This window comes from Thermoflexus sp., from assembly GCF_042408365.1.
GTDB lineage: Bacteria > Chloroflexota > Anaerolineae > Thermoflexales > Thermoflexaceae > Thermoflexus.
Map to the genome: position 1 here is coordinate 1 of NZ_JBHOQJ010000130.1, position 16,302 is coordinate 16,302.

15 protein-coding genes and 1 riboswitch are annotated in these 16,302 nt (G+C 63.9%); of the genes, 11 read left to right on the forward strand and 4 right to left on the reverse strand.

All coding sequences use genetic code 11. From position 1 onward, the window contains the following. Positions 1-142: 142 nt before the first annotated feature. The gene (gene gyrB / locus ACFMO5_RS05610) at positions 143-2,164 is read right to left on the reverse strand and encodes a DNA topoisomerase (ATP-hydrolyzing) subunit B (RefSeq protein ID WP_376791773.1); all 2,022 of its coding nucleotides are present in this window, start codon (positions 2,162-2,164) and stop codon (positions 143-145) included. A gap of 521 nt (positions 2,165-2,685) precedes the next feature. Here gyrB and ACFMO5_RS05615 point away from each other — a divergent pair. The 5 genes from ACFMO5_RS05615 to cbiR all read left to right on the forward strand — a co-directional run bounded on the left by ACFMO5_RS05615 (position 2,686) and on the right by cbiR (position 7,317). Next, a complete protein-coding gene (locus tag ACFMO5_RS05615) occupies positions 2,686-3,072 on the forward strand; it encodes a DUF2089 domain-containing protein (RefSeq protein WP_376791774.1) in 387 nt (128 codons plus the stop codon). 2 nt (positions 3,073-3,074) lie between these two features. Continuing rightward, a complete protein-coding gene (locus tag ACFMO5_RS05620) occupies positions 3,075-4,049 on the forward strand; it encodes a GNAT family N-acetyltransferase (RefSeq protein ID WP_376791775.1) in 975 nt (324 codons plus the stop codon). 162 nt (positions 4,050-4,211) lie between these two features. Further along, entirely contained in the window at positions 4,212-4,580 is a 369-nt protein-coding gene (locus ACFMO5_RS05625) for a hypothetical protein (protein WP_376791776.1), read from the forward strand. Positions 4,581-4,810: 230 nt separating this feature from the next. Continuing rightward, complete coding sequence (locus ACFMO5_RS05630) at positions 4,811-6,085, forward strand: MFS transporter (RefSeq protein ID WP_376791777.1); 1,275 nt, start codon at positions 4,811-4,813, stop codon at positions 6,083-6,085. Between the two features lie 284 nt (positions 6,086-6,369). Continuing rightward, on the forward strand, positions 6,370-7,317 hold the full coding sequence (cbiR, locus tag ACFMO5_RS05635; RefSeq protein ID WP_376791778.1) for a cobamide remodeling phosphodiesterase CbiR: 948 nt from the start codon (positions 6,370-6,372) through the stop codon (positions 7,315-7,317). A gap of 94 nt (positions 7,318-7,411) precedes the next feature. Here cbiR and ACFMO5_RS05640 read toward each other — a convergent pair whose 3' ends face one another. Continuing rightward, complete coding sequence (locus tag ACFMO5_RS05640) at positions 7,412-7,909, reverse strand: DinB family protein (RefSeq protein ID WP_376791779.1); 498 nt, start codon at positions 7,907-7,909, stop codon at positions 7,412-7,414. 84 nt (positions 7,910-7,993) lie between these two features. After that, positions 7,994-10,018: a heterodisulfide reductase-related iron-sulfur binding cluster gene (locus tag ACFMO5_RS05645; RefSeq protein ID WP_376791780.1), complete on the reverse strand. Its 2,025-nt coding sequence runs from the start codon at positions 10,016-10,018 to the stop codon at positions 7,994-7,996. Positions 10,019-10,507: 489 nt separating this feature from the next. Next, a riboswitch (Fluoride riboswitch) is annotated at positions 10,508-10,589 on the forward strand. A 67-nt stretch (positions 10,590-10,656) separates the two neighbouring features. Here ACFMO5_RS05645 and ACFMO5_RS05650 point away from each other — a divergent pair. The 6 genes from ACFMO5_RS05650 (at position 10,657) to ACFMO5_RS05675 (ending at position 14,329) form a co-directional block, all read left to right on the forward strand. Next, positions 10,657-11,424 (forward strand): DUF6062 family protein, encoded by a 768-nt coding sequence (locus ACFMO5_RS05650; RefSeq protein ID WP_376791781.1) that lies wholly within the window; start codon positions 10,657-10,659, stop codon positions 11,422-11,424. After that, positions 11,396-11,797, forward strand: coding sequence for a hypothetical protein (locus ACFMO5_RS05655; RefSeq protein ID WP_376791782.1), 402 nt, complete (start codon positions 11,396-11,398; stop codon positions 11,795-11,797). Before ACFMO5_RS05650 ends, ACFMO5_RS05655 begins: the two co-directional genes overlap by 29 nt. A 207-nt stretch (positions 11,798-12,004) precedes the next feature. Further along, on the forward strand, positions 12,005-12,499 hold the full coding sequence (locus ACFMO5_RS05660) for a HEAT repeat domain-containing protein (RefSeq protein WP_376791783.1): 495 nt from the start codon (positions 12,005-12,007) through the stop codon (positions 12,497-12,499). 21 nt (positions 12,500-12,520) lie between these two features. Next, a complete protein-coding gene (locus ACFMO5_RS05665) occupies positions 12,521-13,060 on the forward strand; it encodes an inorganic diphosphatase (RefSeq protein ID WP_376791784.1) in 540 nt (179 codons plus the stop codon). A gap of 35 nt (positions 13,061-13,095) precedes the next feature. After that, positions 13,096-13,482, forward strand: a complete 387-nt coding sequence (locus ACFMO5_RS05670; protein WP_376791785.1) for a hypothetical protein — start codon at positions 13,096-13,098, stop codon at positions 13,480-13,482. A gap of 436 nt (positions 13,483-13,918) precedes the next feature. After that, complete coding sequence (locus tag ACFMO5_RS05675) at positions 13,919-14,329, forward strand: MFS transporter (RefSeq protein WP_376791797.1); 411 nt, start codon at positions 13,919-13,921, stop codon at positions 14,327-14,329. A 197-nt stretch (positions 14,330-14,526) separates the two neighbouring features. Here ACFMO5_RS05675 and ACFMO5_RS05680 read toward each other — a convergent pair whose 3' ends face one another. Then, on the reverse strand, positions 14,527-16,131 hold the full coding sequence (locus ACFMO5_RS05680; RefSeq protein WP_376791786.1) for a CTP synthase: 1,605 nt from the start codon (positions 16,129-16,131) through the stop codon (positions 14,527-14,529). Positions 16,132-16,302: the final 171 nt, after the last annotated feature.

The window sequence follows — 16,302 nt, forward strand, 5'->3', positions numbered from 1 at the left end:
CCCCACGACGGAAAAAACGACCACTCCCGAATGGAACGACTACCAGATTGTGCAAGTGCGGAGAAAAACAGGAGGCGGTAGGGGTGAAGCCATCCGTCCCACCGCCTCCTTCCTGATGTTGCTGGGGCCCGAAAGAGGGAGCCTACACGTCGAGGTTCCGGACTTCCTTCGCGTGGGCCTGGATGAAGCGGCGGCGAGGCTCCACCGCCGCGCCCATCAGCATATCGAACACCCGATCCGCCTCCGCGGCGTCCTCGATGGTCACCCGCAACAGGATCCGCCGCGCTGGATCCATGGTGGTCTCCCACAGCTGTTCGGGGTTCATTTCCCCCAGCCCCTTGTAGCGCTGGGTCACCACCTGGCGCTCGTCCGCCGGGTCGATCCCCCGCTTGCGCAGCTTGGCGAAGATCTCATCCCGCTCCGCATCGGAGTAAGCGTAAAAGACTTCCCGGGTCTTCTTCACTTCGACCCGATACAACGGCGGCTGGGCGATGTAAACATGGCCGTTCTCGATGAGCGGCGTCATGTGCCGGAAGAAGAAGGTCAAGAGCAAGGTGCGGATGTGGTTCCCATCCACATCAGCGTCGGCGAGGATGATGATCTTTCCATAGCGCAGCCGGGAGATATCGAACTGATCCCCGATGCCGGTGCCGATGGCGGAGATCAGCGCCCGGATCTCCTCGTTGGCCAACATTTTGTCCAACCGGGCCCGTTCGGTGTTCAGGATCTTCCCCCGCAGGGGCAGGATCGCCTGGAAGTGGCGATCGCGGGCCTGCTTGGCCGAGCCCCCCGCCGAGTCCCCCTCCACGATGAACAGCTCGGCCTTCTCGGGGTCGCGCTCCGAACAATCCGCCAGCTTACCGGGCAAGGTTAGGGATTCCAGTGCGCTCTTGCGGATGACCAGCTCGCGGGCCTGGCGCGCGGCCTCCCGGGCGCGGGCCGAGGTGAGACATTTCTGGATGATGGCCTTCGCCTCCCGCGGGTTCTCCTCCAGCCAACGGGCCAGCGCCTCGCCGACCACCGACTCCACCGCCCCCTTGACCTCAGCATTGCCCAGCTTGCTCTTGGTCTGACTTTCGAATTGGGGCTCCGGCAGCTTCACGCTGATGACCGCAGTGAGCCCCTCCCGCACATCTTCGCCGGTGAAGTTCGGATCGCTGTCCTTGAGCAGCCCGGATTTCCGTGCGTAATCATTTAACGTCCGGGTGAGGGCGGCGCGGAACCCCGTGAGATGCGTCCCACCATCCACGGTGTTCACATTGTTGGCGAAAGCCAGCACCGTCTCGTTATAGGTGTCCGTGTATTGCAGGGCGGCCTCTACCAGGATATCCCCGACCGTCCGCTCCACATACCAGATGGGATGGAGCGGCTGACGATTACGGTTCAAGTAGCGGACGAAGGACTGGATCCCGCCCTCGAAGTAGAATGTGATCTCCCGGTCCTCCCGCCGATCCACCAGCGTGATGGTGAGCCCCCGGGTCAAGAAGGCCATCTCCCGAAAGCGCTGGGCCAGGGTCTCAAACTTGTAATCGATCCCCCCGCGGAAGATCTCCGGATCCGGCTTGAAGTGGACGATGGTCCCGTGCTCCGCCGGCGGGAAGCGCGGGTCCGCATACCAATTCCATGGATCCGCCTTGCCGATTCGCTCCACCGAGGTCACCGAGCGCCCCCGCTCGTAGCGTTGACGATACCGGTAGCCATCCCGCTGGACAATCGCCTCCAGCCACTCGGAGAGGGCATTGACCGCGCTCACACCGACACCGTGGAGACCGGTGGCGACTTTGTAGCTGCCGCTCCCAAATTTCCCGCCCGCGTGCAACGTGGTCATCACGACCTCGAGGGCCGGCCGCCCGGTCTGAGGATGGAGATCCACTGGGATGCCCCGCCCGTTGTCGGTGACCCGGACGCTGCCGTCGGCCATGATTTCCACCAGGATATGGGTGCAAACCCCGGCCAGGGCCTCATCGACGGCGTTGTCCACCACCTCATAGACCAGATGATGCAAGCCCCGGATGTCCGTCGAGCCGATATACATCCCCGGGCGACGACGGACCGCCTCCAGACCTTCGAGGACCTGGATTTGGCTGGCGTCATAGGCCGTCACCGCCTCCACCGCGCCATCGGAGCCAGCCGCGCGAGCCGCCCTTCGCGTTTCATTCGCCATAGATCCTCTCCTCAATACAGCTTGGGATCGCACGCCCAGCACAGGCCACTCCCCTCCCGCCTCCAACAGAGAGCGCTTGGGGCCGGATGGCCTGTGGATGCGAGTACTTCTTCATTTTAGCTCAAAAGGTGGGAGTTACACAGCTTGGGATCTGCGGGAAGAGGCCGAAGGGCCCCACCTCCCTTCCCCACCGCCCTTGGGGTGGTGGGGAGGGAAATATTTTGGAGGCGGGGCCCGCGGAAGGGGATTGGCCCGCGCCCCGCGAAGAAAAACATCACCGAATGGAGTGATCACCACCCGCCCTATAGCCCCTTATCGAATTACCGCCCTTAGGATTCGACCGAGCGGACAAGCCGCCGATCCAGCCCATCGGGTGAGCGAACCGGCGCTCCGCAGGACCCTCCCCCTCCCGCTGGGGACCCGAATTCGGAGGGCTACCATTTTTCCCATGAGCTTGACTTTTTAAAATGAGTTATTTAAAATTTTAAAAGGACCTGTTAAGATTCCCAAGGACTAAGGGCATGACTGCCTGGCTCGGCGTGTGTCCGGTTTGTGGGGAGGGCATGGACGTTGTGGCGCTGCGATGCCCGGCCTGCGAGACGCGGATCGAGGGCCGATTCCAGCTCGGCCGGCTGGCCCGCCTTTCCGCAGAGCAGCTTGCCTTTGTGGAGCTCTTCCTGCGGAGCGAGGGGAAGTTCACCCGGCTGGAGAGCCTGACCGGCCTCTCCTACCCGACGCTGCGCAAGCGGCTCCAGGAGATCCTGCGCGCGATGGGCTATGAGGCGGAAGCCGAAGCGCCCCCGGGCCCGGAGGAACGCATCCAGATCCTGGAGGCGCTGGCGGAGGGCCGGATCTCGTATGAGGAGGCGCTCCAGCGGCTGCGGGGTGCAGGGCCTCCGGAGGGATAAGGATGGTGATTGCATCCGGGCGGAAGGCCACGAGCGGGCTGCGCCCCGCGGATGTGCGACGGGATCTACGGGGGATCGCCGATTTGCTGGCGGAGGCCTTCGCGAGCGAGCTGGATGAAACCGGCCAACGGATCATCCGGGAGCTGCGGTTCTGGTCCCGCCTGGGCTGGCTCCTGAAGGGGTTGGAATGGTTCCTCCCGCCCGGCGAGACCTTCGCTCCGGGATATGTTTGGGTGGAAGGCGGTCGCATCGTGGGCTACACCATGGTTCGCCGCTTCCGACCAGGGTCGGATGGCTGGTTGATCGCGAACGTGGCGGTGGCGGAGGGGTTCCGGGGAAGGGGGATTGGCCGGGCCCTGGTCTCCGCTTGTCTGGAATACGCCCGGGCCCACGGGGGCCGCTGGGCGGCCCTCCAGGTTCGGGCGGATAACGCCCCGGCCCTTCGACTCTACCGATCGCTGGGCTTTATGGAGATCGGGCGGATTCAGGTCTGGCGCCGGGAGGCCTGGTCCGCGCCCGTTCCATCATCGTATCCGCCGGAGGTTCCGGGCTGCCGGATGCGACCAGCCTGGCCAGGGGAAGCGTCCTCCCTTTCGGCTTGGATCGCCTCGGTAGAGAACCCTGCCCTGCATTTGTTTGAACCCCTGAGCCTGCTTCCGATGGCCCTCAGCCCATGGCCCCTCGGACCACGATGGAAAACCCTCTGGGTGATCGAAACTGCAGGCAGGGAAATCGTGGGGGCAGCTGCCTGGATCCGGCGGGAGGGCCTTTTGACCCTGCGGGCCTTTCTCGCCAGTTCCGGAACCCCTCAGCATGCCCGGTGGCTGGTGGAGACCGCCCTGCTCGGAATCCCTCCGGGGCTTCCGTTGATGGCCCTGACAGGGGAGGAGCCTGCGCTCTCCGCCGCCCTGCTCTCCCTTGGCTTCCAACCGATCCGCACATTGATCGGGATGCGCTGCGATCTGAGGGCCAGGTGAGGGACGGGGTGAGATCGGCTGCTTTCCCTCCTCGCCCTCCATGGCCCTTCGAATTGTGAGGAAGCGAGATGTTCTGTTGCAAACAGTGGAATTTCCATCCACCTCATCTTTGCGACAAAGCAACCAGTGAGCGCAAATCGCTGAGCGGGCAAGGAGGTCACGATGGCACGGGATGACGAGCGTTTGCGGATTTTGAAGATGATCGAGGCCGGCCAGATCACGGCCGAACAGGGCTTAGAACTCTTGAAAGCGCTTCAGGGGGCCGAAGCCGCCCAGGGGGGCTCTGTTCCACCCGCTCGCTGGCTGCGCATCCGGGTCACCGATGCCACCACCGGACGCCAGCGGGTTCATGTGACCATTCCGCTCAGCCTGGCGGATCTGGGCCTTCGGATCAGCGGACGTTTCTTATCAGGGATCTCCGGAGGTCAGCTTCAGGAAGTGTTGGAAGGCTTACGGAAAGGAGGGATCGGAAAGCTTGTGGAAGTGGTAGATGAAGAGGAAGGGGAACGGGTGGAGATCACCGTGGAATAGATCGGATACACATAAGAACGCGGGACGGCCGTCTCCCCAACGTGTGTGGATGATCCTTCCACTGCAGGGGCAGGTTACCCACATACATAAGGCCGTCGCATTATCCACACCGTTTGAGGAGATCGCCCGAGCGCTAGGAGAGACAAATCCGCTGGGGAGCGGCGGCGGCATGTCTTCCCTTAAGAAAGCCGCCCATCCCCCATCTTCTCATCCGAAGGGATAATGCTCCGATGACTGAATCCCAGAACCCAGCAATCCAGGCCCCTCCCCGAATTTCAGGCGCTTTCTGGACGCTCTGGGTCGGGCATGCTTTTTCCCTGTTCGGCAGCATGCTGGTTCAGTTCGCTCTGGTCTGGTGGATCGCCCGCACGACGGACTCCGCCACTGCGCTTTCCATGGCCACCCTGCTGGCACTGCTGCCTGGGGTCCTTCTGGGTCCTGCCATTGGGGCTCTGGTCGATCGCTGGGATCGTCGGACGATTATGGTGGTCTCGGATGGCGGGATGGCAAGCCTCACCTTCGGCTTAGCCATCCTCGCAGCGACGAGACCCCTGGGTCTGGGCCCGGTTTACGCGGTGATGTTCCTCCGCTCCCTCATGGAGACTTTTCACTGGTCCGCCCTTCAAGCCTCCATCGCCCTGATGGTCCCGGAACGTCATCTGGCCCGGATTGCCGGACTGAACCAGGCCCTTAGCGGCGCGCTGAATATGATCGCCCCACCCGCAGGGGCGATCCTTCTCGGCGTCCTGCCGCTCCCGGGGGTGCTGATGATCGATGTCCTCACGGCCCTCCTGGCCATCCTGACGCTGCTGGTGATCGCAATCCCACGACCTTCCCAGGGGATAGCCGCTCGCCCGCCGTGGTGGCAGGAGATGCTGGAGGGCCTGAACTACGTGCGCCGCTGGTCCGGAGCGCTCGCGTTGATGGGTATGGGCGCTTTGATTAATTTCGCTGTGAACCCGGCCTTCGCTTTGCTTCCCCTGGTGGTCACCCGTCATTTCCGAGGCGGGGCGCTGGAGCTGGGATGGTTGGAGTCGGCCTGGGGAGTTGGGATCATCAGCGGAGGTCTGGCGCTGGGGGCGTGGGGAGGGTTCCGGCGCCGTATTTACACCACGCTGGTCGGATTGGTTGGGATGGGCGGCGCACTGCTCACGCTGGGTCTTCTGCCCCCGAACGCCTTCCCGGCCGCCCTCGGCCTCATGTTCTTTGGAGGAGTGATGAATGTAATCACCAATGGGCCGATCTTCGCGATCCTCCAGGCAGTGGTCCCTCCGAACCTTCAGGGTCGGGTCCTTCTGGTGATGGGCAGCGTGGTGGGGCTGATTGCACCCCTGGGTATGGCCATCGCAGGTCCGGTTGCGGACGCGCTGGGGGTGCAAATCTGGTTCCTCGCGGGTGGGCTCGCGTGCGCGCTGATCGGGATCCTGGCGCTCCGGATCCCGTTCATTGTCCGTTTGGAGGAGCAGGCGCCGGCCTGGAACCCGGAGCCTGATCGCGCCCAGTGAAGAAGGTGATAATTTTTAGTTGCGACGGCGAAGCCATCGCAACTAAAAATTTACTGTAAAGGATGCCGATTGAAATCATCCTTTTTGGCCTGCGGCCCGCGGCCGGCCTGTGCCGACCGAGCTTTCCGCGTCCGCGAAGGTGGACGCTCGGCGTGAAGCGCCCTGGGAGGCCGATTTCCAATCGGCGTCAGGAAAAAGAGGCGCTGACTGGAGTCGTCCTCTTCGGGCCTACGGCCAGCAGTCGGCCTGCGCCGACCGCCGATGCTGTGCCCAGGAGTGAGCCGATGGGCGCTGAACCAGCCTACCGACCCGATTTGGAACGTGAGGGGAGCGCGATGGGGTTTCGATTCGGCATACAGCTGCTTCAGGCGCCGCTGTTGCTGGAGCTGTCGCTGCCCTGGCTGGCCCAGGGGAGGGGGGAAATCCGGGTGGATGCTGCCCAGGTGGCGGAACGGATCGCCGAGCGCGGGTTCCGACTGGTGGAATTAAATACCGACCTGCAGGTGTTCTTCCCGGAGTCCTTCTCCCTGTCGGACCTCCAACGGTTGCAGGAACTCCGGAGGACCCAAGGATTGACCTACACGGTGCACCTTCCCCTTTGGTCCCTCGACCCCTCCAGCCCGGTGGAAGGGATCCGACGGGCGTCCGTGGATAGGCTGGTGGACGCCGTCCTCCGGCTGGCCCCGCTGGAGCCGGAAGTCTACGTGCTCCACGTCGCGGGGCCCTTGGCGGCGGAGTTTCTCACCTCGCCCGCCATCCCAGAGGCCGCCCGCGGGGCTTTGATGCGCCGCTTTCAGCAGCAAGCCGCCCGAAGCATTGAGGAGCTCCTGCGCCGCACGGGGCTGCCCTCCCGAGCCCTGGCCGTGGAGACCATTCAGTTCCCCCTGGAACTCACACTGGAGCTGGCGGAAGCCCTGGATCTCTCCCTCTGCTTTGACACGGGTCATGTGATCTCCCGACAGCCGGGGCCGTTCGCTTTCCAAGAGGTCCTGGAGCGTTGCCTCCCCCGTTTGGCGGAAGTGCACCTGCACGATGGCTATTATCGCCAGCGGCCCGACGGCTCCATCGCCTGGGCGGATCATCTCCCCTTAGGCCGAGGGGAAGTTCCTGCCCGGGAGCTCCTTCAAACCCTGGAAGCCCACGGGTTCACCGGCCCCATCGTCCTGGAGCTGATGCTCACAGAGGCTGAGGAATCCCTTGCGTTTTTGGGGGGAAATGTAGCGCGCGAATGAATGGAGGGCTGGGCGGACCACTTTCGGAGCCAGCCCAGCCCTCCAGAGGTCTCACGAATGGGGGAAAGGACACGGGTTCCCTACGATCTGGCGTTTATTCGAACCCCCACCGAGGCTCGAAGGCCGCCGCCATCTCCCAGAAAAGCGCGATTTGAAGGATCGTGGTCATGTGCTCGTAGGTGTGCTGGATGGTCTTGGTGACGATCCAGGCCAGCGTCCGCGTTCCCCACACCGTCCCGGGCACCGGCCGGCTCCAGGCCTCGGAAGGGATGGAGCGGGAGAGCTCGAGGGTCTCCCGGCGGACCTCCTCCAACCGATCCAACCAGGCCGCAGCGGGGATCTCCCTTGGCCATGAGAGGTCCTCGTCGGGGACCTCGTTCGGGCGGAGGGGGCCCTGAAGGCCCAGAGCATAGCGCATCTGGGGCAACGCGATGTAGCGCTCATAAAACCAAAGGTGATACAGGTGACGGCGGACGGACCATTCGCCCAGGGTGGGTGGAGGGCGCCGCGCCTCCCGCTCCGGCGGGACCTGGGCGAGGGCCCACCGCAGATCGCTCAGGGTCGACTCCAGACGCTGGAGCAACTCCTCCATAAAACCCCCCGGAGACCCGGTCGGGATCGAAACGCTGGGCGCCCGTCTGCCGCAGCGTAGGGCGCGATGGGTTCGAGGTGATTTCTAAGCCTCCGATCCGTCTGCCAAGGCTTCCGCCATGATCTCCGCGACATCGCGGATAGGGAGCTGATCCACCACCCCCTTGGTCTGGGCGGCGGAGGTGAGCATCAGGTGACAGAAGGGGCAGGCGACGGCGACCGCCTCCGGGTTCACGCCTATGGCCTCCTCCAGACGTTGGAGATGGATCGGGCGGGCCTGCGGGGTGTCCATCCAGACCTGGGCGCCGCCCGCTCCGCAGCAGAACCCGCGCTCCCGGCTCCGCGGCATCTCGACCAACTTCGCCCCGCTTTCCTGCAGCAGACGCCGAGGTGCATCGAAGATCCCGTTGTAGCGGCCCAGATAACATGAATCGTGGAAGGTGATACGACGCGCCGGTGCCTGCTTCAGCCGCAGCCGGCCCTCCTCCACCAGGCGGGCCAGGAACTCCGCGTGGTGGACCACGTCGAAACGGCCGCCGAACTGGGGGTATTCGTTCCGGAACGTGTTGTAGCAGTGCGGACACATCGTGAGGAGCGTGCGGAACCGATACGCCCGCAACGTCTCCAGGATGGCCTCGGTGGCCGCGACGTACATGGCCTCGTGGCCTGCCCGACGGGCCCACTCGGCGGTGCACGTCTCCTCATCGCCCAGCACGGCGAAATCCACCCCGGCAGCCTGCAGCAACCGGGCGATGGCCCGGGCGACCCGCTGGCCTCCCGGATCGAAGGCCCCCGCGCATCCCACCCAGAAGAGGACCTCCGCCTCCCCCTTCCCGGCCATCACCGGGACCTCCAGCCCCTTCGCCCACTCCAGCCGGGAGGTGCGCTGCCCCCAAGGGTTGCCCGCCCGCTCGGTGTTCCGGAAGGTGTTCGACAGGGAAGCAGAGATGTCGCCCTCCATCAGGGTGAGATAGCGGCGCATCCCAACGATCAGGTCTACGTGCTCGATGAGCACCGGACATTCGGAAACGCAGGCATAACACGTCGTGCAGGCCCAGATCGCCTCCTTCGGCGTCACTGCCCCGGTCAGCGCCAGGCGGTCTTCCTGAACCTGGATCGGTGCGAACGGGTTGAGGGTAGGAGGCAGCACGGCGTGAAGCGTGTTCCGCACATCCAGCACCACCTGCTTGGGATTTAAGGGAGTCCCTGCCGCGTAGGCCGGGCAGGCGGCCTGGCACCGGCCGCACTCCGTGCACGCTTCCCCATTTAACAGCTGCACCCAGGTCAGATCCCGCAACGTCCCAACCCCCAACCGCTCCGCCGTCTCCAGGTCCGGGATGGGCGCCAGGGCGCCGTTGGGACGATCCAGCCGCGAGAAGAAAACGTTTAATGTAGAAGAAACAATGTGCACGAGGAAGCCCACCGGGATGAACAGATACATCAGGCCCGCCAGGGAGGCGTGGAAGACCCAGAGCCCCTGGTGGATCGCACGGAGGGTCCCTTCGCCCATGCCGCTCACGATCCAGATTTGGGCCATCGGCCATCCGATGATGGAGGCCCATGCCCAAGGAGGTCGCTGCACCGCCAGTCGCAGGGATTCCAGGCCCAAGCCGGTCAACAGGAGCACAGCCAGCCACAGCATGGCGAGGTCGAACTTCCAGCCGTAGCTCAGCTTGCGAGGCTTCTGGAGGTAGCGGCGATAGGCCAAGACGCCGAGGCCCACGACCACCGCGAGGAAGGCGAACAGGTCCAGGACGAACTTGTAGGCCAGGTAGATCGATCCGCGGAGGAACTTCACGATATCGGCGTCTATGAAAGCCAGGGTGGTGCCGATAAAGAAGATCACAAAACCCCAGAAGAGGGAGGCGTGCGACAGCCCCCCCATGGGGTCCCGGAGCACCCGACGCTGGCCCAGGACGTAGACCAGAACCCGCATCAAGCGCTCCGGGATGCGATCGAAACGCACCTCGGGTTTCCCGATCGCCCACCAAATCCGAATCCGTCGATAGAAGGCAAGGAGAAAAACGAGCAGACAGAGGGCATGGAAAAGGTAGACCGCAGGCTGAGCCCACGCGGGCATGTTCCACAGGTTGATGCGCTCCGGTGTCATTGCGTCCTCCTGTGAGGCATGGATCTGCCCCCCAAAAGCCGTAATGAGCTTGAGGATGGGATGGCCATGGGCACCCACAGGGCGATCAGGAGGCCGAGGATCATGCCGACCCTCTCCAGCAACCTGCCCGGCCCCCAAAGCTTCCCCAAGCGTCTTCGGTCATTTAGGGCTTGTCCATCCCGAGCCTGACTTCAGTTTAATATGTTTCGGTTCAGAACGGGTTCAGAAAGTCTCCGGACGGTTCAGCGGGCCGCCTTTGGTGGTCTGCACCCACCGAAGAAACCCATTCCCCGGCCCCCGTGCGGCTTTGCCACGTGGGGGCAAGGGGTGGGGCGATGCCCTATACCCCATAGTCCCTTGGAATTCTCGGGGTTCGAGCCCGTTGCTTCGGAAAAGGGTGGCGATTCCCTAAAACGCAAGCGGGTCAAAACGCATAAATCCTTTGTTTGTCTTCTTTTCGAGGTTGCGATAAGATGCCAAGTGATCCGCAAGGATCCCGGCGATGAGGCTCGCCGGGCGGGGGTTCCCGCGAACCGCCATGCTGGGCATGGCTGATAGCCTCTATCTCCCTCGGGGAGATAGAGGCTTTTTATTTTCCTCAGGCGGATGGGGATGGAAGTGCAGTGGGGAGAGCCGTGATGAGCTGGGGGCTAGCGAATCTCCTTCATGCAATACAGCAGTCAGGCTGCCCGCTGTGTCGTCTGCAGCGGGAAGCGGAGCGGCGTTACCTGGATAACCTGCTCTGGGAGAACATCAACGATCCAGCCACCCGGGAGCAGTGGGCAGCAGGCCTCGGGTTCTGCGATCGCCACGCCTGGCAGCTGCAGCGCCTGGAGGCCCGGCGTTATGGGGATGGGCTCGGGAACGCCATCCTTTATGAGGACCTCCTGCAACGGGTGATCCCCAGCCTAGAGGCGCTGGCCCATCGATCGGCCCGGCCCCCCTCCTCCTTCCGTCATCGGCTGATCCGATCCTTCCCCCATTTTCTCTCTCCGGCTACGGATCCCAATGGGGTCCCCGGCCTGCAGGGGCGCCAGCGGTGCCGGGTGTGCCGGCTGGGGGAGGACGCGGCCCGGGCATATGCGGAGTGGCTGGTGGAGGGCCTGACGGAAGCCGAGGTGCGAAGGCGCTATGAGGCCTCCGATGGGCTGTGCCTGCCTCACCTGCGGATGGCCCTGGTCTGCGCCCGCGACCGCGCCCCCGATCGCTTCGCCTGGTTGGCCAGCGACACGGCCCAGCGCCTTCGACGCCTGCTTGGGAACCTGCGGGAATACATCCGCAAGCACGACTGGAATTACCGCCACGAGCCCATGAGCCCGGAAGAGCGCCGCTCATGGGTTCGGGCGGTCGCCTTCTTCGTAGGGGAGGTGAAGAGCGATGGTGCGCTGGACGATCGAAGTGGATGAGGAGACGGCGCAGCGATGGCGGTCCTTCTGGGAGTCCAGGGGCCTGACTGACATTGAGGGCCTGCTCTACTTCCTGGGCTTGGGGGCCGCCTACGCGGAGGGCCACGCCGTGCTCACCGGAGTGGCGACAGGGAAGCGCTCCGCGGAGGAAGCGGAGCGCCTGATCCGGCGCCTGATCGAAACGGAGGGGCGCTACGCCGTGATGAAGTTCCGCCTCTTCCAAGCGGAACAATCCCTCCAGCGGTGGGAGCTCAGCCACGGGGCCATCGAGACCATGAGCGTCGGGCTCCAAGAGGTGGTCCGCCGCCTGCAGGAAGAGAACGCTCGCCTGCGGGAGGCCCTGCGCCATTCGCGGGGCAACCTCGATACCTGAAGGAGCCAAGCTGTTGATCTCCTTCCCCAAGTGTTCGGGGGCTGGATCAGGCCCCGAAAGCGCCCGATCCGGCATGATGGTCCTTTCGGGCTGCCATCGGCGCGTCCAGCAATGCGTCGCTCGCCCAACTCGTATGTTCGCGCCTCATTCTGGGGTTACCTTCCGAATGTGCGAATGGATGGCCGGGCGCTGTCGAGGAGGCCTCCCATGGAGCGCATCACGCGCTTTTGTCCGAATTGCTGGAGGGAGCTCCCTGACGAGGCCCAGGAGGTGTGCCCCACCTGCGGGGCCTCGTTGAAGGAAGATGTGGACTTTTTCTCGAAACTGCTCCGCGCCCTCTGGCACCCGGAGCGCAGCCGGGCGGTCCTGGCAGCGACCATCCTGGGACAACTCGGGGATCCCCGGGCGGTTCCCGTTTTGATCGAGGCCGCCCTTCATGCCCGGGATTTTGGGGTCCAAGAGGCAGCGGTCCGCAGCCTGGGACGCCTTCGGGATCCCCAGGCCATCCCGGCCTTGTCCGTGCTCTTACGGATGGAAGTTCCGCTTCCCGTTCGGCTGGCAGCCGTCGAAGCCCTCGGGGCCTTCCATGACCCTCGGGCCCGCGAGGCGCTGCGGGAAGCCTTGAACGATCCCTCGGAAGCCGTGCGGCGCGCCGCCCGGGCCGCGTGGGAGACCGCTGCCCTTAAAGAGGGATCTCATTAAATTAACGAACAGGAGGTGCTGATGAATTTGTGGAAGGATATTTCACCGGGGCCTGCTATACCCCATCTCATCCATGTGATCGTAGAGATCCCCAAGGGTTCCCGCAACAAATATGAGTTCGATAAATCCACCGGCATGATCCGGCTGGATCGGGTGCTTTATTCCCCGATCCATTATCCGGGAGATTATGGGCTAATCCCTCAGACCCTCTACGACGATGGGGATCCTTTGGACGTCCTGGTGATGGTCACCGAGCCCACCTTCCCAGGGTGCATGATCACGGCGCGGCCCATCGGCTTGTTCCGGATGCTGGATCGGGACAACCCGGATGATAAGGTCTTGGCGGTCCCCGCTCACGATCCACTGTTCCAGGATTATCACGACATCTCGGACATCCCCCAGCACTTCCTTCGAGAGGTCGCTCACTTTTTCACGGTCTATAAAGACTTGGAAGGCGGGCGGGTCCGAGCGCTGGGATGGGATAACGCCGAGCGGGCCCAGGAGCGGATCCTTCACGCCATCCGGCTTTATGCCGCCCACGCGGGGCAAGGCATCCCTTAAGGCGAGCCTTCCCTCTCCACCGAGCGGAGGTTCAGATGCTGGAGGACTTTGAGAAGACCTTCTTCCCAAAGACCCGTCTCGTCACCCTGGTCATTCCGGTGCTGGCCGAGACCCTGGAGGCGCTTCAGACCATCGCGACAGCTCAGGGCCAGGCGGTCGAGGATATCGCTCGCATCGCTCTGGCGGAGGGGTTGGCAGCCCTACAGGAGCGAATGGGATCGAGCCCCCTCCCCACCGAACAGCATCCGCTCCGGCTCCACGCGGAGCTTTCGGTTATGCGATATCGTGCCTTTACGTTGTTGAAGGCCGTTCAAGCCCTGGAGCTGAAAGTCAGCAGCCTCCAGGCGGAGCTTCAAATCCTGCGGGCAGCCAACGCGGACCTGCAGACGCGCCTTCAGGAATGTCAGGAGGAGAAAAATTAAAAAGAGCTACGCCGTTCGGGGCCCCCGAGAGGAGATCCGTTGCGTAATTCCTAGCCCTCCTGCGCAGCCAGCGAGGTGGGCCCCGGAAAAGGCTTCGGCCTCCACGAGGCCCTCGACCAAATCGGAGCCGTGGGCGGACCACTCTTGATGGCCCTCATCCTCCAGCTCTCCCACCGCTACGATCTGGCCTTCGGCGCCTTGCTGGCCCCCGCGCTGCTCACCTTGGCCCTCCTGATCGCCGCCCGCACGCTTTATCCGAACCCCCACCACCTGGAAATCCCAACCGCCGATCAAGAGGCAGGGACGCCCAAAGGGGCTCGCCAACCCCCGCTTCCGCAACTATCTGGCCTTCGTCGCCCTCAGCGTCGCCGGGCTGGTTCACTTCCAGCTGCTCTCGTTCCACCTCAAACGAACAGGCCTCCTGCCCGATCCGGCAATCCCCACCCTGTTCGCCACGGCCATGCTGGTGGATGCCGCCGCCGGCCTCCTGCTTGGTGCGCTCTATGATCGCTTCGGCCTGCGGGTGCTGTTGATGATCCCGGCCTGCAGCGCCCTCGCCGCCCCCTTGGTGTTCTCCAATCGCTGGATGCCCCTGCTCCTCGGGGTGATGCTTTGGGGCGCCGTGATCGGAGGGCAGGAGACGGTCATGCGGGCGGCGATCCCTTCCCTGGTCGCCCGGGAGGAGCGCGGCACCGCTTACGGCCTGTTCAACGGGATCTACGGCCTGGCCTGGTTCCTGGGGAGCACGGCGATGGGCGCCATCTACGAGCTCTCCCTCGGAGGCGTCATCGCCTTCGCCGTCGCGCTGGAGCTGATCGCCTTCGGCTTCTTCCTCCGCCTGTCCTGATCTGAGGATGGGTAGACCACCGAAAGGGGCCCCAAACCCCCAGGGGAAAGCCAACGGCGCAACGCTTATAAGGGGTTACGCCGTTGGCTTTCCCTCTGGATTTCTCGGATTGGGAGGGCCATCGGAGGCAGCCTTCTCAGTCTGAAAAAGCCCTCCCACGGAGAGGGCTCCAGCGTCCTTCATCGAGCATGAACCCCTTAATCCAGCCGAGCAGCTGCGGCGGCGATGAAGGCCTTAAAGAGCGGGTGGGGCCGGTTGGGCCGGCTCTTGAACTCCGGATGGAATTGGGTCCCTAGCATGAACGGATGCCCCGCCAGCTCCACGATCTCCACCAGCCGGCCATCGGGCGAGAGACCGCTGAACACCAGCCCAGCCCGCTGCAGGAGATCCCGATAGGCGTTGTTGAACTCGAAGCGGTGGCGATGCCGCTCATAAACCAGGTCCACCCCATAGGCCTGGGCCGCCTTCGTTCCCGGCACCAGCACGCATGGATACGCGCCCAGCCGCATCGTCCCCCCAAGATCGGTGATATCCCGCTGCTCCGGCAACAAGTCGATCACCGGATAGCGGGTGTGGGGATTGAATTCGGTGCTGTTGGGCTCATCGGATCCTAAGGCATGGCGAGCCAGCTCAATCACCATCACCTGCATCCCCAGGCAGAGGCCCAGATAGGGAACTTGGTTCTCCCGCGCGTAACGCGCGGCCAGGATCTTCCCCTCCACCCCCCGGTAGCCAAAGCCGCCCGGCACAACGATCCCGTGGACCCGCTTCAGGCGGTCCCAGCAGCGGCCGTGCTCCAGATCCTCCGCGGGGATCCATTCGATCTGCACCTCCACTCCATGGGCGACGCCGGCGTGAATGAGCGCCTCGCGGACGCTAATGTATGCGTCATGGAGATCGACGTATTTGCCCACCAAGGCGATGGGCAGCTTCTCCTTCGGGCGGCGCATCTCGTTGACCATGTGGGACCATTCGGTCCAGTCCGGCTCCCGGGACGCAAGGCCGAGTCGTTCCACCACAAAGGCGCCCAGGCCGGCCTCCTCCAGCATCAGGGGGACCTCGTAGAGGATCTTCGCGGTGGGCAATGGGATCACCGCCCGCAAGTCCACATCGCAGAACAGGGCGATTTTCTCCCGCAGGTTATCCGGGATCGGGTAGTCCGCCCGGGCGATGATGACATCCGGCTGGATGCCCACGCTGCGCAGGGTGTTCACGCTGTGTTGGGTCGGCTTGGTTTTCAACTCGCCGGTGGCCCCGATATAGGGAAGCCAGGTCACATGGATGTAGAGGACGTTGTCCCGGCCGACGTCGCGCCGCATCTGGCGGATCGCTTCCAGAAACGGCAGGCCCTCGATATCCCCCACCGTGCCCCCCACCTCCACGATCACCACGTCCGGGTTCTGATGGACTTTGGCGACCAGGCCGATGCGCCGCTTGATCTCATTGGTGATGTGGGGGATCACCTGGACGGTCCCTCCCAGGTAGTCTCCACGGCGCTCTTTAGCGATCACCTCCGCATAGATCTGCCCAGTGGTGACATTGCTGGCCCGAGTAAGATTCTCATCGATGAAACGCTCATAATGCCCCAGGTCGAGATCCGTCTCCGCGCCGTCCTCGGTGACGAAAACCTCCCCATGCTGGAAGGGGTTCATCGTCCCCGGGTCGACGTTGATGTAAGGATCCAACTTCTGCATCGTGACCCGCAGTCCCCGAGCCTTCAGCACGCGTCCCAGAGCAGCTGCGGCCACCCCTTTGCCCACGCTGCTCACTACCCCACCGGTGCAGAAGATGTATTTGGTCATGCAACCCTCCCCTCCGCACTTTTCTTTACTAAGTAGGAATTACACGGTTCGGAGCCCGCGAGGGAAGACGGAAGGGCCCCACCCCCTTCAGGAGACCAACTGCGCAACTCCGATCGGACAAGCGGACAGTCCAACGGCTCATCGGGCCCTCCCCGCATGCAGGGCAAGACC